General features: G+C 30.9%; 22 protein-coding genes. 3 read left to right on the top strand and 19 right to left on the bottom strand.

All coding sequences use genetic code 11. The features are described 5' to 3' along the window. Positions 1–56: 56 nt before the first annotated feature. From rpsJ to LEBU_RS01175, 7 genes are all read right to left on the bottom strand, one after another. A complete protein-coding gene (rpsJ, locus tag LEBU_RS01205) occupies positions 57–362 on the bottom strand; it encodes a 30S ribosomal protein S10 (protein WP_012806349.1) in 306 nt (101 codons plus the stop codon). 178 nt (positions 363–540) lie between these two features. Next, the gene (gene tuf, locus LEBU_RS01200) at positions 541–1,725 is read right to left on the bottom strand and encodes an elongation factor Tu (RefSeq protein WP_012806348.1); all 1,185 of its coding nucleotides are present in this window, start codon (positions 1,723–1,725) and stop codon (positions 541–543) included. Between the two features lie 74 nt (positions 1,726–1,799). Continuing rightward, positions 1,800–3,884 (bottom strand): elongation factor G, encoded by a 2,085-nt coding sequence (gene fusA / locus LEBU_RS01195; protein ID WP_012806347.1) that lies wholly within the window; start codon positions 3,882–3,884, stop codon positions 1,800–1,802. 156 nt (positions 3,885–4,040) lie between these two features. Further along, positions 4,041–4,511 (bottom strand): 30S ribosomal protein S7, encoded by a 471-nt coding sequence (gene rpsG, locus LEBU_RS01190; protein ID WP_012806346.1) that lies wholly within the window; start codon positions 4,509–4,511, stop codon positions 4,041–4,043. A 32-nt stretch (positions 4,512–4,543) separates the two neighbouring features. Beyond that, positions 4,544–4,912 (bottom strand): 30S ribosomal protein S12, encoded by a 369-nt coding sequence (rpsL, locus tag LEBU_RS01185; protein WP_006806098.1) that lies wholly within the window; start codon positions 4,910–4,912, stop codon positions 4,544–4,546. 356 nt (positions 4,913–5,268) lie between these two features. Then, complete coding sequence (locus tag LEBU_RS01180) at positions 5,269–6,732, bottom strand: ATP-binding protein (protein WP_012806345.1); 1,464 nt, start codon at positions 6,730–6,732, stop codon at positions 5,269–5,271. 118 nt (positions 6,733–6,850) lie between these two features. Beyond that, a complete protein-coding gene (locus LEBU_RS01175; RefSeq protein WP_012806344.1) occupies positions 6,851–7,561 on the bottom strand; it encodes an N-acetylmuramoyl-L-alanine amidase family protein in 711 nt (236 codons plus the stop codon). Positions 7,562–7,829: 268 nt separating this feature from the next. On the opposite strand from LEBU_RS01175, the gene LEBU_RS01170 reads away from it, so the two are divergent. Further along, positions 7,830–9,299, top strand: a complete 1,470-nt coding sequence (locus tag LEBU_RS01170) for a carbon starvation CstA family protein (protein WP_012806343.1) — start codon at positions 7,830–7,832, stop codon at positions 9,297–9,299. Between the two features lie 115 nt (positions 9,300–9,414). On the opposite strand, the gene LEBU_RS01165 is transcribed toward LEBU_RS01170, so the two are convergent. Beyond that, entirely contained in the window at positions 9,415–9,867 is a 453-nt protein-coding gene (locus LEBU_RS01165) for a putative hemolysin (RefSeq protein ID WP_012806342.1), read from the bottom strand. A gap of 243 nt (positions 9,868–10,110) precedes the next feature. On the opposite strand from LEBU_RS01165, the gene LEBU_RS01160 reads away from it, so the two are divergent. Next, positions 10,111–10,650 carry a phosphatase PAP2 family protein gene (locus LEBU_RS01160; protein ID WP_012806341.1) on the top strand — a complete coding sequence of 180 codons (540 nt, stop codon included), beginning with the start codon at positions 10,111–10,113 and terminating at the stop codon, positions 10,648–10,650. A gap of 105 nt (positions 10,651–10,755) precedes the next feature. On the opposite strand, the gene LEBU_RS01155 is transcribed toward LEBU_RS01160, so the two are convergent. The 7 genes from LEBU_RS01155 to LEBU_RS01130 all read right to left on the bottom strand — a co-directional run bounded on the left by LEBU_RS01155 (position 10,756) and on the right by LEBU_RS01130 (position 17,938). After that, positions 10,756–12,192: an SEL1-like repeat protein gene (locus LEBU_RS01155; protein WP_012806340.1), complete on the bottom strand. Its 1,437-nt coding sequence runs from the start codon at positions 12,190–12,192 to the stop codon at positions 10,756–10,758. Between the two features lie 161 nt (positions 12,193–12,353). Further along, positions 12,354–12,752 (bottom strand): hypothetical protein, encoded by a 399-nt coding sequence (locus LEBU_RS01150; RefSeq protein ID WP_012806339.1) that lies wholly within the window; start codon positions 12,750–12,752, stop codon positions 12,354–12,356. Positions 12,753–12,871: 119 nt separating this feature from the next. After that, entirely contained in the window at positions 12,872–13,999 is a 1,128-nt protein-coding gene (locus tag LEBU_RS01145; protein WP_012806338.1) for a DKNYY domain-containing protein, read from the bottom strand. Between the two features lie 42 nt (positions 14,000–14,041). Then, positions 14,042–14,665: a protein adenylyltransferase Fic gene (gene fic / locus LEBU_RS01140; RefSeq protein WP_012806337.1), complete on the bottom strand. Its 624-nt coding sequence runs from the start codon at positions 14,663–14,665 to the stop codon at positions 14,042–14,044. A gap of 246 nt (positions 14,666–14,911) precedes the next feature. Next, positions 14,912–15,532: a tetratricopeptide repeat protein gene (locus LEBU_RS01135; RefSeq protein ID WP_012806336.1), complete on the bottom strand. Its 621-nt coding sequence runs from the start codon at positions 15,530–15,532 to the stop codon at positions 14,912–14,914. Positions 15,533–15,613: 81 nt separating this feature from the next. Then, complete coding sequence (locus LEBU_RS12350) at positions 15,614–15,745, bottom strand: hypothetical protein (protein ID WP_012806335.1); 132 nt, start codon at positions 15,743–15,745, stop codon at positions 15,614–15,616. Between the two features lie 258 nt (positions 15,746–16,003). Beyond that, positions 16,004–17,938 (bottom strand): ABC-F family ATP-binding cassette domain-containing protein, encoded by a 1,935-nt coding sequence (locus LEBU_RS01130; RefSeq protein ID WP_012806334.1) that lies wholly within the window; start codon positions 17,936–17,938, stop codon positions 16,004–16,006. 216 nt (positions 17,939–18,154) lie between these two features. Between LEBU_RS01130 and LEBU_RS01125 the strand changes: the two genes are divergently transcribed. Next, positions 18,155–18,313, top strand: coding sequence for a hypothetical protein (locus LEBU_RS01125; protein WP_006806112.1), 159 nt, complete (start codon positions 18,155–18,157; stop codon positions 18,311–18,313). Positions 18,314–18,383: 70 nt separating this feature from the next. On the opposite strand, the gene LEBU_RS01120 is transcribed toward LEBU_RS01125, so the two are convergent. From LEBU_RS01120 to crcB, 4 genes are all read right to left on the bottom strand, one after another. After that, a complete protein-coding gene (locus LEBU_RS01120) occupies positions 18,384–19,355 on the bottom strand; it encodes a hypothetical protein (RefSeq protein WP_012806333.1) in 972 nt (323 codons plus the stop codon). Positions 19,356–19,533: 178 nt separating this feature from the next. After that, the gene (locus LEBU_RS12100; RefSeq protein WP_012806332.1) at positions 19,534–19,674 is read right to left on the bottom strand and encodes a hypothetical protein; all 141 of its coding nucleotides are present in this window, start codon (positions 19,672–19,674) and stop codon (positions 19,534–19,536) included. Positions 19,675–19,679: 5 nt separating this feature from the next. Beyond that, a complete protein-coding gene (locus LEBU_RS01115) occupies positions 19,680–20,939 on the bottom strand; it encodes an MFS transporter (RefSeq protein ID WP_012806331.1) in 1,260 nt (419 codons plus the stop codon). A 15-nt stretch (positions 20,940–20,954) separates the two neighbouring features. Beyond that, positions 20,955–21,314, bottom strand: coding sequence for a fluoride efflux transporter CrcB (crcB, locus tag LEBU_RS01110; protein ID WP_012806330.1), 360 nt, complete (start codon positions 21,312–21,314; stop codon positions 20,955–20,957). Between the last annotated feature and the right edge of the window lie 45 nt (positions 21,315–21,359).

The following is a 21,359-nucleotide window of genomic DNA, read 5'->3' as shown; positions in this document are numbered from 1 at the left end:
TCCTCCTTAATATATTGGTTGACAATTTTCTTGAAATAGCCAACTTGTACTAAGCCTTACGATTGCTTAATTTCAACTCCCACACCTGATGGCAAGTTTAATGATGCTAATGCATTTACGATTTGTTGATTTGAATTTTTAATTTCTACAAATCTTCTGTGAATTCTCATTTCAAATTGTTCTCTTGAATCTTTATTCACGTGAACTGATCTTAAAACTGTATATTTTTTAGTTTTTGTAGGTAATGGAAGTGGTCCTGCTAATTCTGAACCATTTTTCTTAGCTACTTCTGCAATTTTTTTAGCAGATTGATCCAACAGTTTGTGATCATAAGATTGTAAATATATTCTTATTTTATCCAAAGTTTTTCCTCCTGTTTAATTTAATAACTAGAGAAATTAGATATAAAACCTAATTTCTCCTTTCATTCAGCATTTGTGAACTATTTTCTATTACATTTCTAAATATTATAACAAATATTTTCATTATCTGCAATAATTATTTTTGTTTTTTCTCTTTAAGAAAGTCCTTTACAGAAAACTATTTAGTAATAGTTGCTACTACTCCTGAAGCTACTGTTCTTCCACCTTCTCTTATCGCAAATCTTAATCCTTCTTCCATCGCGATTGGGTGAATTAATTCTACTGTCATTTCAATGTTATCTCCAGGCATTACCATTTCTACTCCTTCTGGTAAGTTTACTTCTCCTGTAATATCAGTCGTTCTGAAGTAGAATTGTGGTTTATATCCTGTGAAGAATGGTGTATGTCTTCCACCTTCATCTTTTGTCAATACGTATACTTCTGACTTAAATCCTGTATGTGGATTGATTGTTCCTGGTTTAGCCAGTACTTGTCCTCTTTCCACTTCTTCTTTCTTAGTTCCTCTTAATAATGCTCCTATATTATCTCCAGCTTGTCCTGAATCCAATAATTTTCTGAACATTTCTACTCCTGTTACAGTTGTTCTTGAAGTCGGTTTGATTCCTACGATTTCCACTTCTTCACCAACCTTGATTACTCCTCTTTCCACTCTTCCTGTTACTACTGTCCCTCTTCCTGTAATTGTGAATACATCTTCAATCGGCATAAGGAATGGTTGGTCAACTGGTCTTTCTGGTGTCGGGATATATTCGTCAACTGCATCCATCAATTCCATAATTTTTTCTACCCATTTTGCTTCACCATTTAATGCCCCTAATGCTGATCCAGCTATTATTGGAACGTCATCTCCTGGGAAATCGTATTCATTAAGCAGTTCCCTTACTTCCATTTCAACCAGTTCCAGTAACTCGTCATCGTCTACCATGTCAACTTTGTTTAAGAATACTACAATGTAAGGCACCCCTACTTGTCTTGCAAGCAGGATATGTTCTCTTGTCTGAGGCATTGGCCCGTCAGCCGCTGATACTACCAGGATTGCTCCGTCCATTTGCGCCGCCCCTGTAATCATGTTCTTTACATAGTCTGCATGGCCTGGGCAGTCAACGTGGGCATAGTGTCTTTTGTCTGTTTCATACTCAATGTGCGCTGTGTTGATTGTAATTCCTCTTTCTCTTTCTTCAGGAGCCTGATCGATGTTTTCAAAATCAACTTTTTCAGCCAGCCCCTTGTCAGACAGCACTTTTGAGATTGCCGCTGTCAAAGTAGTTTTTCCGTGATCTACGTGTCCGATTGTTCCTATGTTTACATGTGGTTTATTTCTTTCGAATTTAGCTTTTGCCATTTTTATAATTCCTCCGTTATTTTTTAATTTTAAATTTTTTTAAGATTTTTAAATTTTATTATTTTAAATTTTTATTATTTTCCTTGTCTTTCATCAATTACTTGTTGAGCAATATTTTTTGGAACTTCTACATATTTTTCGAATTCCATTGAGTAAGATGCTCTTCCTTGTGTTTTTGATCTTAGATCAGTTGCATAACCGAACATTTGTGATAAAGGTACTTCTGCATTAATAATTTTTGCATTATTTCTGTCAGTCATTCCTGAAACTTGTCCACGTCTTGAGTTCAAATCTCCGATTACGTCTCCCATGTATTCTTCTGGAGTAGTAACTTCTACTTTGAAGATTGGTTCCAATAATACTGGATTAGCGGCTCTAAGTCCTTTTTTAACTGCCATTGAACCTGCTATTTTAAATGCCATTTCTGATGAATCAACTTCATGGTAAGATCCATCATACAATGTAACTTTTATATCTTGAACAGGGTATCCTGCAACAACTCCTGCTTCTAATGCTTCTTGAATTCCTTTATCTACCGCTGGAATGTATTCTCTTGGAATAGCTCCTCCAGTAATTTGGTTAACAAATTCATATCCTTTTCCGTGATTAGCTTCAACTTTCATCTTAACATGTCCATATTGTCCACGTCCTCCAGATTGTTTAGCATATTTTTCTTCAACATCTGTTGCACCATTAATTGTTTCTCTATAAGCAACTTGTGGTTTACCAACGTTTGCTTCAACTTTAAATTCACGTTTCATTCTATCTACGATGATTTCCAAGTGCAATTCTCCCATTCCTGAAATCAATGTTTGTCCAGTTTCCTGGTTAGTTGATACTTTAAATGTAGGATCTTCTTCTGCAAGTTTTGCAAGAGCTGTTCCCATTTTTTCTTGATCGGCTTTAGTTTTTGGCTCTACTGCGATTTGGATAACTGTATCTGGGAATTCCATTTTTTCTAGGATAATTGGAGCATTTTCAGCACACAATGTATCTCCTGTTGTAGTATCTTTTAGTCCAACTGCCGCAGCTATATCTCCAGAGTAAACTACATCAAGTTCTTCTCTTTTGTTAGCGTGCATTTGAAGCAATCTTCCCATTCTTTCTTTTTTACCTTTAGTTGAGTTTAATACGTAAGATCCTTTTTCTAATACTCCTGAATAAACTCTAAAGAATGATAATCTTCCAACAAATGGATCTGTAATGATTTTAAACGCTAGTGCTGAGAATGGTGCGTCATCTCCCATTTCTCTTTGGATTGGTTCCTCAGTTTTAGGATCAGTTCCATTAATTTTCCCACCATTAATGTCTAATGGTGATGGCATGTAAGCAACTACCGCATCAAGTAATGGTTGAATCCCTTTATTTTTGAACGCTGTTCCACACAATACAGGTACAACAGTTCCTTCAATTGTAGCGGCTCTTAATGCTTTTTTGATTTCTTCTTCAGTGATTTCTTCTCCTCCAAAGTATTTTTCCATCAATTCCTCATCAGTTTCAACTACAGATTCAATCATGTGTTCTCTTGCCGCTTGAGCATCATCTAACAACTCAGCCCTAATATCAACAACTTCATAATCTGCTCCCATAGTTTCATCTTTAAACAAATATTCTTTCATTGTTACCAAGTCGATAATTCCTTCAAAATTATCTTCTGCACCGATTGGTAATTGAATTGGTACACCATTTCCACCTAATTTTTCTTTAATATCGTTTACACACATATTAAAATCTGCACCGACTCTATCCATTTTATTTAAAAATGCCATTCTTGGTACGTTATATTTGTCTGCTTGTCTCCAAACAGTTTCTGATTGCGGTTGAACTCCATCAACTGCTGAGAATACAGCAACAGATCCATCTAATACTCTTAATGATCTTTCTACTTCAACTGTAAAGTCAACGTGGCCTGGTGTATCTATTATATTAATTCTATGTCCATTCCAGAACGCTGTCGTTGCAGCTGATGTAATTGTGATTCCTCTTTCTTGTTCTTGTTCCATATAATCCATCGTAGCAGCTCCTTCATGAACTTCTCCGATTTTATGGTTTACTCCTGTATAAAACAAGATTCTTTCAGTTGTAGTTGTTTTTCCGGCGTCTATATGTGCCATGATACCAATGTTTCTAGTATCTTTCAAAGCAACTTTTCTTGCCATTTAATTTTTCCTCCTTGTTTTTGTAAGCTACTTCCTGTTTAAGAAGTATGTTTAAAATTTGAAACAATATTTTTATAAATCCAGTTCTGAAAAAATGAATTTTGTAAAAATATAAACTCTATTAAATACTCGATAATTGTTTTCAAATAAATCAGATTACCATTTATAATGTGCGAATGCTCTGTTTGCTTCAGCCATTTTATATGTATCTTCTTTTTTCTTAATTGATCCACCTTCATTGTTGGCAGCTGCAATCAATTCTTTTTTCAATTTGTTTACCATTCCGTATTCTTTTCTTTCTCTTGTATATCTAACTAGCCATCTGATTGCTAGAGTTTGCTGTCTTTCTTTTCTTACTTCAACTGGTACTTGGTAAGTTGCCCCTCCGATTCTTCTAGATCTTACTTCCAATTGAGGTCTTACGTTTTCCATTGCTCTTCTGAACACTTCAATTCCTTCTTCTTGAGTTTCTTCAGTTATTTGCTGCAATGCTGAATAAAAAATATGCTCAGCTAATGATTTTTTTCCATCTTTCATTAATCCGTTAATGAATTTAGTTACTACTTTATCGTTAAATTGAGAATCTGGTAATACATCTCTTCTTTCCGCTCTTCTTCTTCTTGACACTTAATTGTCCTCCTTACTTTTTTAAAAATTAATTACCCTTTTTTCGCTCCGTATCTTGATCTACCTTGTTTTCTGTTTACAACTCCTGCTGTATCCAATGCTCCTCTGATTATTTTATATCTAACCCCTGGCAAATCTTTTGTTCTTCCTCCTCTTAAAAGAACGATACTATGTTCTTGCAAGTTGTGTCCGATTCCTGGAATATAAGCAGTAACTTCAATTCCATTTACTAATTTAACCCTTGCTACCTTTCTTAAGGCTGAGTTAGGTTTTTTAGGTGTAGTTGTATATACTCTTACACAAACCCCTCTTTTTTGTGGATTACCTTTTAATGCAGGTGATTTTTTCTTTTTCTCAGTTGTACTTCTACCAAATCTTACTAATTGATTAATAGTAGGCATCTGTTTTCCTCCTCTCAAATTTCTTTGATTTATATATTTATTCTCGCGTTATTTTTCAAAACTAAAACTTTTTATAAAGCTCATTTCTTCAATCTACATTTGATAAAGCTGCATTTGACAAAGTTTTTAATTCTATTAATTTTTTGCTTTTTTGCAAATTACTTTATCAAACATAAGCGCATACTTATTTTAAGTATATCGATTTACTCTAAAATTCACTTCAAAACACATTATTTTAGTAAATAATATATTTTTCAAAATTTAGTTATGAGTTCTAACCTAATTATTTTATACTATAAAAGCCCTTTTGTCAAGGGCTGTAAAAAGATTTTTATTCAATAATTTTTCAAAGGTTTTTATTTCAAAAAATATTTTAACCTTTCTTCCTGAATTTCCCATTTCCCATTTTGACTTGTTCCTTCATATCTTAAAATATTTTTTTGTTTAAACTTTTTCATATAATATTTTACTTTATTTACTGTCCAATTTAGATTATCAGCTATCTGTTTTTGGGACATTTTAGGATTATTTATTATTGTGTTTATTATTGTTTTGTCTGTTTCTGTAAGATTTTTTATATTAGATTTTTCTTTTTGGGAAACAGTTTGGGTAGTATTGGTTTTATCTTGGGTACTACCTTGGGTAGTTTGGATAGTATTATAGCTTTTTCTGTAAATATTAATCCTAAAATCATTTTCAAAAGTTATGAACTCTGGTTCTTCCAGTCCGTATTCTGCCAATTCATTCATAATTCTCGGTATACCGCTTCCCCATTTTTCTATAATGTTTATATATGCAAAAACTGACGCAATTGCACGATTACGAAGTTTGGAATAGCCTTCTTTCATTCTTTTTACGTTTACTCCTGAAAGTAGCATTCCTGGCGAAGTAATTTCTAATCTGTTATCATAAAGTGCGACTTGAATATCGTTTGGTTCAAGGTAGCTTCGATGAATTATTGCATTTGCGATTAGCTCTCTTATTGATTTAGGCGGGATTTCATATTTGTCAACCCTGTAAATTCCAACAATATCTGAACTCAAATTTATTTTTTCAAGCACATATTTATACGCCTTTTCTAGCTGTGTAATAATCGATCCTTCAAATTCCCTTTTATCCACAAATATACTTCTAGTTTCTCCTTTAAATACACCACACTGTATCTTTCGTGAAACTTCCCAGTTTTCCTTGCCAGATAACAAAATATAAGCATTTGTTGGAAAAATTTCACCGTTTTTCTCTTCCAGAACTTTCCAGCTTAACAAAGTATTTCTAGTAACTTTTTTTATTTTTGTATCAGTTTCAGAATTTTTTCTTGCCAATTTCTCCAGCCATTCACAAAATTTCTCAATTTCTTCATCACTAATACTTTCCTCGTGGCAAACTTGCTGATCAAAATACTTATTTTCCCCTTCTAAAACCAACTCCTTCAAAACATAATCTTCTTCAATAATTCTAGTCGTAGCACCACTTCTGATATAAGTTCCTTTCTGCATCCCTTTTGACTTCAAATAATACGGCTTTTTCTTACCTCCTTCAATTTCCACAAGAATAATTGTTCTATTTTCCAACGTATGCAAACTTATATCTGGTATAATCATTGGATAACAGCTATCCGAGATTGCATTAATTATTCCATCCATAACTTCAAACTCATTTTCAACTCCAATAATTTCTCCATTATCTTTTACTCCGAAAACTATTTTTCCGCCATTTCCATTTGCAAATGCCACAACTGTTTTTATATATGTATTAGTTTTAGCATTTTCTTTAAATTCAATTTTTTCATTTTCCCCATTTGATATTTCCTCAATTAACATTTGAAACTCCTCCTTTACATTATTACTTTCGTTCTATTATATAATATTAATTTAACCTTTTCAATAAAAAAATAAAGTACCCAAATTTCTTCAAAGCACTTTATTTTAAATTTCTAAACTATTTTTCTCTTAAATATTTTTCAATACCATTTACCATTCCATTTACCATTTTAGCTTGATATTCTGGTGTTGACATTTTTCTGTCTTCGGCAGGATTTGACATAAATCCTAATTCGATTAATGTATTTGTAACTTTTGACCAGTTTGTTCCAGTTAAATCATCTCTGTATGAAACTCCACGATTTTTAGCTCCAGTTGCTTTTATATATTCTGATAAAAGTGTACGTGAAAATTTGTCGCTCGATTTTTGAACGCTTTGTGTATAACGGTTTTTGGCTGAAGATGTTAATACTGTTGCTCCATTTACTGAAGAATTGTCAACTCCATCGGCATGAAGTCTTATGTATAATGAGCATCCTGCATTGTTTGTTTTGATTGCACGTTCCTTGTTACTAATATCTACATCATTTGTTTCACGTACCATAAACACTTTGTAACCTTTGTTTTGTAATGCGTCCCTTAATTTTAATCCAACTTCCAGTGTAAGCTGATATTCATATTTTTTTGTTGCAACTCCTCTTGTTCCTGATGAAACTTTTGGCTTTTTCGTTGATGAACCAGGTGCAACTTCCTCAAGTCCTGAATTTCCTCTAACTTGATGTCCTGGGTCAATACAAATTAATTCATTGTTTCCAGCCGCATTTAATGGAGCTGCCATTACCAAACCTGCTGTTACCAAATATAACATTTTTTTTATTCCCTTTGTCATTTTTCCTCCTGAAATTTTTTATTTAATGCCAGCATATCTAAAATTTCCCTTTAAAATCTCCTTTTTTAATTTTATTTCCAATATACTGCCATCATTTCAGTTTATCATATAATTACAAAATTAACAACAACTTTTTTTAATTTATGTTAAATATTTTTCAAAATTACACTTGTTTTTTTACAAAATCAAGTTATCATATTATTAACAAAGTTATTTTAAATAATATTTTATATTAAATAATAAATATTAATTATAGGAGGTTTTTATTATGATTTCTTTTGTTTTAGCGATTGTCGCTCTTATTTTAGGTTACGCATTTTACAGCAAGTTTGTGGAAAAAGTTTTCGGAATAGAGCCTGACAGAACTCCACCTTCAATCGAATATTACGATGGCGTGGACTATGTGCAAGTTAGCACTCCAAAAGCATTTTTGATTCAATTTCTGAACATTGCTGGAACAGGACCAATTTTCGGAGCCATTGCAGGAGCTTTATGGGGACCTGCCGCATTTTTATGGATTGTTTTTGGATGTATTTTTGGAGGGGCTGTTCATGATTTCTTGATTGGTATGCTTTCACTTAGGAATAAAGGAAGTAGTATTGGTGAACTTGTGGGACAAAATTTAGGTGTTGTAATGCAGCAAATTATGAGAGTTTTTTCAATAGTTTTATTGCTATTAGTTGGAGTTGTATTTATAAAATCACCTGCTGACATTCTTCACAATTTGATTCCAGGTGTGAGTGCCATGACTTTTACAATCATCATCATCGCTTATTATATTTTGGCTACAATCCTTCCACTTGATAAAATTATTGCCAAAATTTATCCAATTTTTGGTTTTGCATTATTATTTATGGCAATTGGTATTGGAACGATGTTAATTTATGGGCAATTTACAGGAGCTTTCGCAATTCCTGAAGTTACTGAAATTTTTAAAGGAAATCCACATCCTAAAGGAACCTCAATGTTTCCTTACTTATTTATTTCAATTGCCTGTGGTGCAGTAAGCGGTTTCCACGCTACTCAATCTCCAATGGTTGCACGTTGTTTAAAAAATGAAACTGAAGGAAGAAAAGTATTTTATGGTGCAATGATTGCAGAAGGCGTTGTTGCGTTAGTGTGGGCTGCTGCTGCAATGACTGTTTTTGGTGGAATTAAAGAACTTGCTGCTGCTGGAACTCCTGCAGTTGTTGTAAACAAAGCATCTGTTCAGTTGCTTGGTGTTTTTGGAGCATTTCTGGCTGTGCTTGGTGTTGTTGCTTGTCCTATTACTTCAGGAGATACTGCCTTTAGAGGTTCAAGATTAATTATTGCCGACATTTTCAAAATTAAGCAAAGTCCAATAAAAAATAGATTTTTAATTGCAATTCCGTTGTTTATCGTAGGTATTTACTTAACAACTATTGATTTTAATATAATTTGGAGATACTTTGCATGGGCAAACCAAACTTTGGCGGCAGTTTCATTATGGACTGCAACAGTGTGGCTTGTTAAAAAAGGAAAACCATTCGTATTTGCATTAATTCCTTCAATGTTTATGACAATGGTTGTTACAACTTACATTGTAATTGCTCCAGAAGGTTTTGTAAGATTTTTCAAGAACGTTCCTGTTCACACTATCGAATTTTACGGTATTTTAATTGCAAGTATAGTTACTATTATCTGTACAGCATTATTATTTAACTATAAACATCATTTACATAGTCATTCAACTGAAAATTTAAAAGTTGCCAAATAGGCTTTTTGAAAAAAGTTATGTAAATAAAATACAGTCAAACAAGTTTTTATTCAGAAATCTTTGCTTGACTGTTTTTATTTAAAAAGTAAATCAAAAATAATAACCCCTTAAAATATTAATTATTTTCTCTATAATAATGCCATTCATCCACTTTTGTTCCATCTTTAAATTGACATTTTCCTACTTCATTCCCATCTTTATCTTTTACATTAATAGATTTTCCACCGTGTTTTTCACAAAAAACTGAAGCTGGATTTGGCATTCCAATCACAGGCTCATTTTTTGAAGTAGAATCAGGGTTATTTTGTCTGTAGTATTCCCATTCTTCTACTGCTGTTCCATCTTTTAATTTACAAACTCCATATTCTCCATCCTTACCTTTTACGATTATTGATTCTCCACCTTTTTGAACACAATATGTTGAAGCTGGATTCGCCATTCCAACAACTGGAGATTTAGTAGTTCCTTTTTTTGCAGTATCTTTTCTTACTGATTTTTTTGCTGCAGCCATTCCAACAATAGAGGTGGCAATCATAAATATACTTACAGATATTTTTAAATTTTTCATTTTCTTTTCTCCTTTTTAAACTTCAATTTTCATATAATTATATCATAAAATATCTTATTTTTTTTGTGTTTCTAATTATTTTTATATTAATGAAAGTTGTTATCTCCTATTTATGACAAAAAATCTCAACTTTTCAATAATATAACATTTTTTAGTGTTCCGTTCAAATTCTAAAATTTTCACTTTATTTTTTGAGCTTTTTCATATATAATATCTCTAAAAATACATTATTTAGGAGAAAAAATGCTAAACTTTATACAAAATATTGATATTTTTATTATTAAACTATTTTACAATTTCCAGCACAGCTTAAATTCGAAGCTACTGAACAGCATAATGATATTTTTTACCAACTTAGGAAATCACGGATTAATCTGGATTGCAGTGACATTATTCCTGCTTTCTATCAAAAAATATCGAAAAATCGGATATTTAGCCGCGATTTCATTGATTATAAATGCAATTATTGTAAATGTAATTTTGAAAAATTTTACGCATAGAGCAAGACCCTTTGAGGAAATATCTGATATTATACTTTTGATAAAGGCTCCAAAGGATTTTTCATTTCCTTCAGGGCATACTTCGGCATCTTTTACAATGGTATATGTTTTTTACAAACATTTAAAAAAATATTTTCCAGTCGTACTGATAACAAGCATTATTATTGCTTTTTCAAGGCTATACTTGACTGTGCATTTTCCAACTGATGTTTTGGCTGGGCTTTTAATTGGGCTGTTTTCAGGATTTTGGGGAGAGAAAATTCTAAATAGAAAAAATAACTGAGTAAAAAGTCAGAATTTTCTGGCTTTTTTATGTATTTTCATAATTGATAATCCAAGTATTTTATAACTGCAATTCCAATCATTTCCCCTTTTTATCTATTTTTTCTTAATTCCAGCTTTTAAATTTTTTTATGAAATATATTAAATCTTCATCATATTCGATTTCATAATCTTTTTCTGAAATTTTATCTTCAATCTTTTCTCCCATTTCTTCCAAAAGATTCTGTGCATCTCCTATCATATTTTTTCCAAGTTCAATTAATCCTGTTTCATTTAATAATTTAGATGTCCATTCCTTAACTTTATTTTTATTTTCCGCCCTATCGCTGTAAAATGCCATATCCATTATTGCAGGAGCATATTTCATATTGGCTGAAATTTCAAATATTCCATATGCTTCTTCCTCACTTTTCCCAAATTCTCTGCTAGTTTCATAAAGCATCGCAAGCTGGTAAATCGCTCTGGCATCTCCCATTTCCTTTCCAATTTTATACCATTTTTCAGATTCTTTTTCATTTCCTTCTACCACATCCATATATTGCCCTAATTTATAAGCCGCCTCTTTCACTCCCATTTCATAAGCCCTTTCAAACACTTCCTTAGTTTTTTCTCCTTTTCCTTCAGCATAATACGATTTCGCAAGTTCCAAATAACCTCTTTCATTGTAATTTATCGCTTCAGTAAACAATTTTCGAGCATTTTCATAATCTCTTTTTTCCAAAAATTCGTTTCCCTGATTAATCAGTTCCACATATTTTTTGTCCTTTTCACTTCCAAGCATAAATTCAATATTTTTAATTATTTCAAAAGTTAATCCTGTAATTTGTTTTTCATTCATCAATTTTTTATGCCATTCAATAACTTTTTCTCTCATATTCTGCTTAAAGTACAAATTAACAAGATTATATATTCCCCCAGCATCTTTCGTATCAGCCGCTTTTAAGTAAAACTCTTCTGCTTTTTTATAATCATTTTTTTCTTCAGCAATTTTCCCAAGCCTAGTTATCGAATTAATGTCACCTTTTTTAGCTCCTTCATTGTACCAGTCTATCGCAAGTTCAATATTTCCCGATTCTTCCTCAATTTTTCCAAGATAATAAACCGCCTCATTTATTCCATCATTATACGCAAATCTAAACATATTTACCGCATTCTGATTATCACTTTTGCAGTAATAATAAAATTTCCCCAGCTCATAATTCCCTCTAGCCTTCAATCCTGCCGCCATTTCCAATTCTTCTCTTGCCATTCTATAATTTCCAGAAATTATATTTTCATATGCAAAAAAAATGATATGCCGATACTTCCTATCCCTTTCTTTATCATTCCCCTCATAATTCTGTGAATAATCAACTTCAACAATATCATCTATCGAAGTGATTTTATGTCCAAATCTATCTACATTATCCGTTTCCTCTTTATTTTCCTTATTTTCTTTTTTTCCGGAAAAATCATCAAATTCATCCATTTTTTTACGATTTATAAAATTTATCATTATAAAAACTATAGTTATTCCGATTATTATTGATATTACTATTTCCATATTTTAGCTTCTGCTCCTGCCATTCTCAACTTATTATTTCTCTTTTTTTGCACTCGCTGTTATATTTACGATTTTTATCCATTATCTTAAACGCTATCAAGTCAAAATCTATTTTTATCATTCAATATAAATATGTCCAATATAATGTTCATTATTTTTTATTATTTTCTTCCAAAATCTTTTATTTTCAAAAAAATAAAAACTATGACAGCACAAAAAATAAAAAATACCTCAAGATTATTAGCATTATTATTGCTATCAATACAAGCCTGCCTTTCCTTAGTGTCAACAATACTTTCACAATTTCTCCGTCTTGAACTTCTTGAATGAGATCCGTGACTTCCCCAGAAAGATGTTGAGTTTTCTTGTTCATCATCACTTGATTTTTTAGATTTCCCAGTTCCTTCTCCATCCGAATGACCGCTCGAATGCTCTCTGCTACTATGTTCTCCACCGTAATGTCCTCCACTATAATGATGGCTTCCGCCACTTCCATGAGAATGGCTATGTCCTCCACCGTGAGAATGTCCACCGCCACCTCTTCTTACTAATTTTTCCATTTTAATCTCCTTTTTATCTACTATGCTTTCCTAAATAATAATTATTAAATATATATACAAATCCTATTCTCAAAAATTATGACTTTTATTAATCATAAGATATTTTTATTTATATTTTTCTAAAACTTATTTTTATCTTTTATCTGACAATTCTCATCATATTCATGATTTTTATCTTTTATTTTCACAATTTCTTCTCTATTTTCATCTTTTTCTTTAAAAATTCTGAATGTTTTATAATCCGCACCTTCTAATATTCTACCCTCACAATAAATATTCTTTCTGTCCTTTGCATAAGATGTATAGTCTTCTCCAACTTTAATCAAATTAAATGACTTTCTATCTGCCTCCATTTTTATTGGCATCATATATTCCAAATTTGGATACAAAAAATAAATATTGCTTTTATCCCTTGCATAGCCGTTCCCAATAACTTCAAATGTATTTGCATCTGCCTTTTCAAATTTTATAAATTTATTATCTTTAAAGAAATATATATTATTTTTATCTTTTATAAGTTTATACTCCAAAGGCTTAAAAGTTTTTACATCTACTTGCTTTAATTCTTCAAGTTTAAAATCCTCTTCAGAATATGGATTAGATTTCATAAAATATAGTTTCCCGTCATTTTCGACAAATATTTTATCATAATCTGAATTATCTATAATAACTTTAAAATTTTTAGGAACTATTCCTTTTATTTCTGGCATACCAAGAAAAAATGATTGACAATAATCACCTGAATAACTACAAAATCCACCAGATAGTCTAACAAAATAAACTTTATTTTTATCTTTCACAAAACTTCCAGATACTTCTTTAAAAGTTTCATAATCTACATCTTGTATTCCAAAAAAAGATTCACCACCGAGTCCATACACAGCATATATTTTTTTATTATACTTAAAAAAATAAAAATATCTGTCTTTTTCTCTGCTAGGAATTAACTCAATCTTTTTAACATCATATTTTATTTCTTTTTGTTCTTCTTTTCTTTCTTTTGAAAAAACACCAATAAAATCTTTTGAATTTCTACCATATGGCGAAATTGTCCTATATCCTCTAAAATATACATTTTGACTATCTGCCGCAATTTTATCATTTAAAATCCTAAAACTCTTCATATCCTCAACCCAAACTTCTTTCCCATTATAAAAAACTTTCCCGTCTTTCTCAACATATTCTGAAAATGTTAAATTCCCAATTAAAAATAATAGCATTAATATTTTCAATAACCGCTTTTTCATTCAAACCTCCTTTTACAAATCAGTATAATTTCAAACATTTATTCATATATTTATCACATCATATTTTCTCATATTTTCATATTCATAAGACTGATTAATCCCATTCATAAACATATCTCTACTTTCCACATCTTCCGTCAAATTCTCCTTCAAAAGCATCTTTAGTTCCAAATCATTAACCATACTTCTTTTCATCGCCGACAAATAATCATTTCTACTGATATTTTGCCAATTCACACACATTCCGAGCCTTTTTATCAACATCTGATCCAGCCAAATCCTAGTCGTTCTTCCATTTCCCTCATAAAACGGATGCATTATATTCATTTCAACATATTTTTCAATTATTTCCTCAAAAGTATTTTCAGGCATTTTAGAAACCGTCTTTAAATTATCTTCAAGATACATTGCACGACAAAACACAGTATCGCCTTTCCGAATATCATGTTTCCGTATTTTTCCTGCAGTTCCATAACATTCCTGAAACAAATATCTATGTATTTCCTTCAAGCCTTCAAAGGTTCCCACTTGAATATTTTTTAATATTCCATCCTCAAATAACTCTTTTACCCTTTTTTTACTCAAAAATTCTTCTTCGTCTTGAGAAACTAGCCTTTTTAAAATTTTATCACTCTCGTTTCCCCAGCTGTATTTATTATTTGCCATTTACTTTTCCCTTTTTTCCTAAATATAGTTATCAAGAATAGTATATAATTTTTTTTATAATTTTTCTACCTATTTTTTATATTTTCCGAAAAAGTCCCAGTCAAAATCTGAATGATTCTCAAAATATTTATTACTACGTTTTTTACTCCTTCTTTATTTTTTATCTTAATATTTGTCACAATATATTATGAAATTTATGATACTAAAAAAGACTAGAATTTTTTATATTTTTTCTAGCCTTTTCTATTAGTCATTATTACAACTGCAAACCTCATCATTTAATACATGAAAAAGTATATGCTCTGCCCCTTTATTTCCTTTATTTATTGCTAATTTTAAATATTTTATTGCTCCATTTTTATTTTCATAATAATTTAGATAAAGATATGCTAAATTTATTAAACAATCTGTATCTTCTGTTTCTTCAAAACATCTTTGATATAATTTTTCTGCTTCTTCATATTTTTGATAAACATTTTCATATAATCCACCTAAATTATTATATGCAAAACTACATTTTTTATCTATTGCTAATAAAAAATATTTCTTTGCTTCTTCATAATTATTCTTATTAATATTAAGTACCCCAAGATTATTTATTGCAATTATGTTCTCTTTTTCTATTGCTTTATTAAAATATTTTTCTGCTTCTTCAAAATTATTTTCAATTTCTAAAAAATAAAATCCGATATTATTTATAGCCATATCACTTCCTAATTTAGATGCTTTTTCAAAATATTCTAATGCTTCTTTATAATTTCCTTCTTGAAATTTCCTTTCTCCAAGTTCATTTATTGCATAGTAATCATTTTTTAATACCAAATTTTCTAGTTCTTTATATCCTTTTTCTTTATATTCTTTATACAATCCTATTCTCCCTAAAATAATATATCTTTATAAATATAAAGAGAGTAAGAAAACAAAATTTCTATACTCTCCCTATAAAAATTATCCTTGTTGCCATATATGATTTCCGGTTGATGTATCAGGACACTTTCCTCCTGCTTTACCATTTGGTCTGATAGATGAACGAATTTCACGACCACATGCCATACATTGCCAAACTACAACTGCTCCCATTTCTCAACACCTCCTCTCAACATTACTTCTCTAGTTTTTATATTATCTTTATATAGTTTTATACTAATTAATTTCTCTCTTTTTATAAATCAATCAGTATAATATTAGTATAATCTTTTTTTTTGATTTGTCAACGATTTGTATTTACTTTTTTTGAAATTTTTTAAAAATAAAAAAGACTAGAACTGCCTCTATTTTTTCTAGCCTCCAAAAATCATACTCAAATTAATTCATAAAAATATAACAAATATTTTTTATTTACAATTCCATTTTATCCAACTCCCCACTCTTCACATCCCATTCTTCCATCTTCTCCAGCTCTTCTTCTTCCAGCCTATCCAGCTTTTCCTGCACTTCCATCAGTTTTTCCATATTATTTTCTTTTCCAGCTTTTTCGTATTCAGCGTTTAAGTTTTCTCTCATTTCTGTGATTTTTTCCATTTCCTTTTCCAGTTTTTCAATATCACGTTTCAATTTTGCGATTTTTCTTGACTGTTCTTTCTGTTCCTGATATGAAAGTTTTTTCTCTTCCTTCATTTCGATGTCTGTTCCTTGAGAAGCTGATTTTGCTGTTTTTAGGCTTTCTTTATAGTCTTCGTAATTTCCTTTGAATTTTGTCAGTCCGTTTTCGTCAAGGCAGTAAATTGTATTGCAGACCGTATCTAAAAAGTGTCTGTTGTGGGAAACAACTAACATTGTTCCGTCAAAATCCTCCAGAGCGTCCTCCAGCACTTCGATGGAATAAACATCCAGATGGTTAGTTGGCTCATCTAAAATCAAAAAATTGGCTTTTTCCATATAAAGTTTTAGAAATGCCACACGAACTCTTTCTCCACCGCTTAACATGCTAATTTTTTTCTGTACATCGTCGCCTGAAAACAAAAATCCACCTGCGAGTGTTCGCAAGTATTCTTCTGTTAAGTCAAGTGAATTGTTTATTTCCTGTAAAATCGTATTTTCTTGCGAAAATTCCTGATGATTCTGATCATAATATCCGATTTTTAGCCTTGTTCCAAACTCAATTTCCCCTGTATCCTTTGGCAATTTATCCAAAAGTATTTTTAGAAGTGTAGATTTCCCAATCCCATTTTTTCCAATAATCCCAACTCTTTCTCCACGGAAAAGTTCAAAATTTATATTATTCAAAACTTTTTTTCCGTCAAAGCTTTTAGATAAGTTTCTAACTTTCAGCACATTTTCCCCACTCATTTTAGCTGGTTCAAATTTTAGCCTCATTCTTTGCGGATTAAATACAGGATCTTCCATTCTCTCGATTCTATCCAGTATTTTTTGTCGTCCTTTCGCCTGTCTTGCCTTTATTCCAGCTCGAAATCTGTCAATATATTCCTCCATTTTCTTAATTTTTTCCTGCTCCTTCTCATACCGCTTAATTTCCCCCTTCAAAATCATCTCCTTTTGAAGAATAAACGATGAAAAGTTACCATCATACTTGTGTAATTTTTTATTTTCCAACTCAAAAATTTTTGTACAGACATTATCCAAAAATATTCTATCGTGAGAAACAAGCAAAAACGCCTTATTATACTTTTTCAAATAATCCTCAAGCCACTCAATCGAAATTAAGTCCAAATGGTTTGTCGGCTCATCCAAAATCAGCAAATCAGGTTCAGACAAAAGCAGTTTTGCAAGCGAAACACGTGTTCTTTCCCCACCGCTCAAATCCTGCAATAACAAATTCTCATATTCCCCAGTAAGCTCAAGCCCTGTAAGCACCTGCTTAATTTTGTATTCAATCTCATAACCATTTTTTGCCTCGTAAATAGAAGAAAGTTCAGCAGACTTGTTAATCAACTTTTCCATTTCATCTTCGTTCGCTGTTCCCAAAAGCATATTAACCTTCTGAATCTCGTCCCAAATTTTTCTCTCTTCCTCAAAAATAGTCATCATTTCCTCGTAAATCGTATTTTTTTCATCTGAAAACTCTGTATTCTGTGACAAATACCCAATTTTTGTAGCCCCACTTTTCACAATTTCCCCAAACTCATTAAGATTATTCTCATTCCCATCAATCCGCTCTTCCCCCAAAAGCATCCTGATAATCGTAGACTTCCCAGCCCCATTTACGCCCACAAGCCCAATCTTATCCTTTTCTTCAATCGTAAAATTAACATCTCTCAAAATATATTCCCCCGCAAATTGCTTATATACCTTGTTAAACTGAACTAAACTCATTAAATTTCCTTTCCTTTTCCCCATTTTTATCAAATTATTTTTATTTAAATTTATTTTTAAATTATATCATTTTTGATATTTGTTTACAACGTTTGTGAAATTTTGTAAAATAATAAAAAATTATAAGAACTTGAATTTTGCGAGAAATTAAGTTATAATATTCACAATTATAGAATTCAATAATAAAAAAATATTTAGAAAGTTGAGGAAAATAAAATGAAAAAATTTATATTTTTAGCAATGATTTTAATGCTTGCAAGCAGCTGTGGAGTAATTCAAAGAGCAAATATGAGAAGAGCGATAAAAAATAGTGGAGGCTCATGCGAATATGTATCAGGTGTTGGAGAAATCTGTGCAGTGCCTATAAGACAATAAATTCTACTGAATACTATAAAAATAAAAAAGGCTTCTACTCAATCAAGAACAGAGCCTTTTTTCATAAATTTTACCTCTCGATTCCCAAAACTTTGCAATTTCTCACAAATAAGAACGAAATATCCTCAATTATTATCTCAGATTTAGCAATAAAAATTCCCGTCATTTTATCTATTTCTTTTAAAATTATTTTCTCGTTATCAAATCTTTCAATTATTCCAAATTTTTCAGAATATGATTTCTCATGCTCAAAATGTACTAATATTTTATTCTCAAAGCATTTTTTCAAAACTTCTTCTATTTTCATTTTTACAATATTTGGAAAAATTTCTTCTAAATTTATATCTTTTGTTTCTATTAAATTCATTCTATCGTTAATTTCTTCAATATCAGACATTTTTAATATCGTAAATTTATAATCGCCAAAAAATAAATCCTTCTCGTTAATCAAAATATGATTATCGTCTTGAAAAATAATATCACCTAAAACATCATCTAAATCATAAACTTTTATCAATTTATTTTTTTTAATTTCGCTATTTTCTACAATAATATCTTTTATAACATTTTTTCCTGCTCTTATAATTTTTACTCCGTATTTTCTTATAATTTCTTCTTCATTTTCATCTTCTTCATCACAAAAATGAAACCAAAAAAACTCATCTGAATTTTTAATTAAATAGCCATTATTATTCCAATCTCTATCATAAGAAATTTGCAATCTTATTTTATTTTTTATAAAATATTCAAATAAATGTTCAAAAAAATTATCTTTTCTTAAAATAACAGTTTTTCCCTCTTTGAAAAGTCTCTCTTTTATATTTTCCTTCATTAATTCTAAATACCACTTTTTTCTTCCTAATTTCTTCAATTCTTCATCTTTTAAAAATTTGTAGCCTTCATACTTTCCATACGGATTAATAGATGTAAAAATATGAAAGTTATTACTGTTTCCAATATAATTCCCAACAGAAAATCTATCTCCTAAGCGTGAATATTCCAACAACTCATCTTTCCCAATTTTCTCTAAAATCTTTTTCATAAAATTCTCCTATTCTACAAAACTTTTACTCAGTTGTAAAAGTCTGAAAATCCCGATAAACACAATATTTTTTAATATTTAATTTTCTTGTTTTTCTACACTCTTTAACAAAGAGATCCTAATTCCATGCTATCCTTCTCAATTTCTGCAACTTTTTACTCTTATAGCTGGCTACAAATCAATTATATTCCTTAGTTTCATCCAATTTATCATCAACATTCTTTTCCTTATCTACATTTTGTTCATTAGAATCCTCATTTTTTCCTTTATTAGAATGAATAACGTATCTTGAGCCTGAAAACATTATTTTGGAAAACATGCTTTTTATTCTACTGCTTCCGCCAGGATACACAAATGTTTTTCAAATGAATAAACTCTCGTTAATTCCAGCAATGAAAATAATCTCAAAATAAATCCTATAACAAAGGCAAATCTTATTGTGTAAAATTGTTCCCCAAAAATATAAATTACTCCGTTATTTATAAATTTTCCCAGTATTCCACCAAATAATCCGGCTAATATTGCTGAAAGCCCTGAAACCATCGCATAAGCTCCAACATACGCATCAGCAGGCTCGCCTGAAACTTCCATCATCAGATTCAGCAAACTTAATGTTATCGCTGTAAATCCTATCGCATCAATTACTGCGGCTGCAAAAAGCATTGACATTTTATTGTCCTGAGTCATTGAAAAATAAGTAAGCACATAATATGTTGTAAAAAATATCCCCATTCTTAACATTGTCTTGTTTCCATATTTATCAGACAATTTTCCATAAACTAGATAAAGTATGCTTGACAATATCGCTGTTAGAACTCCCATTTGGGAAATGAACATTGTATTTACACCAAGCACTTTTATTCTGTAATATTCTGTCATTGGCTTTAGAAATTCCCATGTAAACAGCCATACAGAAGCAAATTTTAAATAAATGACAAAATTTTTATTTTTAAATGCCGTCTTTATGCTCACTTTTTTCATATCACTTTCTGAATCAGGTACATAATGAAGACACATAAATATCGCCGAGCCTATTGCCGAAAGCGACATTGCTATTGTCAAGATAAGCATTGCATTTTTCCTGTCTGGCATTGATAAAACATATCCGTAAAACAAAGTGTAAACTACAGTGGACAACGATGAAAACAAATTACGTTTCCCAAAATACTTCCCTCTTTCCTTTTTATCAACAATCTTAGTCATTACAGCCGTCCAGACATTATTTGAAAAAGGTGAAACAAGAGCATAAATAAACATTACTGCAAAATACACTTCTTGCCTTCTTATATCAAAAAAAACAGCAAAAGGCATAACACAAATAACCAGCCTTGAAACAGTCGCCGCTATCACCATCGTCTTTTTCCTGCTTCCAAGCAAGATATTTACCCGCTTAGTAAATATTTGCAACAAATATCCTGCAGTTGGCAGAGATGATACAATTGATATAAAAAAAGAACTCATATTAAAATAAATCGCCAAACTCAAAAGTACAAAACTCTGCATCCCAACTGAATACCCGTTAAAGAACATAACCTCCAGTATCGCATATTTTTTCGTATTTTCTATTGAATGTTCTCTATTCATATTTCCTCCAGTTTTTTAAATCATCTTAACAATTCCTCTTCCCACAAAAACCCCAATAACTGACAACACAACACTTAAAATTGCATACCCCAAAGCAATCCCAGTATTTCCCTTCTCAATCAAATTATACGTTTCCAGCGAAAATGTAGAAAATGTAGTAAATCCACCACAAATCCCCACTTTCAAAAACAAATTCCAATTCTCTGAAATCTCCTTGCCAGCCACCATCTCAACAACAACCCCAATCAAAATTGCTCCCAAAATATTCGTAACAAAAGTCTGTACAGGAAAACTCACTTTCAAAGGCACAACACTAATCAAATATCGAAGAATCGCTCCAATTCCCCCACCTAATCCAATTATTAAAAATTTCATCTCACACCATCCTTTACTTCTATCTTTAAATATTTAACTTATACT

Origin of the sequence: Leptotrichia buccalis C-1013-b, from assembly GCF_000023905.1 — a bacterium.
Classification (GTDB): Bacteria; Fusobacteriota; Fusobacteriia; order Fusobacteriales; family Leptotrichiaceae; genus Leptotrichia; species Leptotrichia buccalis.
The sequence above is the reverse complement of the archived record's forward strand: the minus strand, read 5'-3'. Positions and strand labels throughout refer to the sequence as shown.

Bases quoted from the DNA above. Each gene is read 5' to 3' on its own strand.
- tuf (WP_012806348.1), bottom strand. From the start codon at position 1,725: ATGGCAAAAGCTAAATTCGAAAGAAATAAACCACATGTAAACATAGGA.
- fusA (WP_012806347.1), bottom strand. From the start codon at position 3,884: ATGGCAAGAAAAGTTGCTTTGAAAGATACTAGAAACATTGGTATCATG.
- rpsL (WP_006806098.1), bottom strand. From the start codon at position 4,912: ATGCCTACTATTAATCAATTAGTAAGATTTGGTAGAAGTACAACTGAG.
- LEBU_RS01180 (WP_012806345.1), bottom strand. From the start codon at position 6,732: ATGTTAATTGAGGAAATATCAAATGGGGAAAATGAAAAAATTGAATTT.
- LEBU_RS01175 (WP_012806344.1), bottom strand. From the start codon at position 7,561: ATGACAAAGGGAATAAAAAAAATGTTATATTTGGTAACAGCAGGTTTG.
- LEBU_RS01170 (WP_012806343.1), top strand. From the start codon at position 7,830: ATGATTTCTTTTGTTTTAGCGATTGTCGCTCTTATTTTAGGTTACGCA.
- LEBU_RS01165 (WP_012806342.1), bottom strand. From the start codon at position 9,867: ATGAAAAATTTAAAAATATCTGTAAGTATATTTATGATTGCCACCTCT.
- LEBU_RS01160 (WP_012806341.1), top strand. From the start codon at position 10,111: ATGCTAAACTTTATACAAAATATTGATATTTTTATTATTAAACTATTT.
- LEBU_RS01155 (WP_012806340.1), bottom strand. From the start codon at position 12,192: ATGGAAATAGTAATATCAATAATAATCGGAATAACTATAGTTTTTATA.
- LEBU_RS01150 (WP_012806339.1), bottom strand. From the start codon at position 12,752: ATGGAAAAATTAGTAAGAAGAGGTGGCGGTGGACATTCTCACGGTGGA.
- LEBU_RS01145 (WP_012806338.1), bottom strand. From the start codon at position 13,999: ATGAAAAAGCGGTTATTGAAAATATTAATGCTATTATTTTTAATTGGG.
- fic (WP_012806337.1), bottom strand. From the start codon at position 14,665: ATGGCAAATAATAAATACAGCTGGGGAAACGAGAGTGATAAAATTTTA.
- LEBU_RS12350 (WP_012806335.1), bottom strand. From the start codon at position 15,745: ATGGGAGCAGTTGTAGTTTGGCAATGTATGGCATGTGGTCGTGAAATT.
- LEBU_RS01130 (WP_012806334.1), bottom strand. From the start codon at position 17,938: ATGAGTTTAGTTCAGTTTAACAAGGTATATAAGCAATTTGCGGGGGAA.
- LEBU_RS01125 (WP_006806112.1), top strand. From the start codon at position 18,155: ATGAAAAAATTTATATTTTTAGCAATGATTTTAATGCTTGCAAGCAGC.
- LEBU_RS01120 (WP_012806333.1), bottom strand. From the start codon at position 19,355: ATGAAAAAGATTTTAGAGAAAATTGGGAAAGATGAGTTGTTGGAATAT.
- LEBU_RS12100 (WP_012806332.1), bottom strand. From the start codon at position 19,674: ATGTTTTCCAAAATAATGTTTTCAGGCTCAAGATACGTTATTCATTCT.
- LEBU_RS01115 (WP_012806331.1), bottom strand. From the start codon at position 20,939: ATGAATAGAGAACATTCAATAGAAAATACGAAAAAATATGCGATACTG.
- crcB (WP_012806330.1), bottom strand. From the start codon at position 21,314: ATGAAATTTTTAATAATTGGATTAGGTGGGGGAATTGGAGCGATTCTT.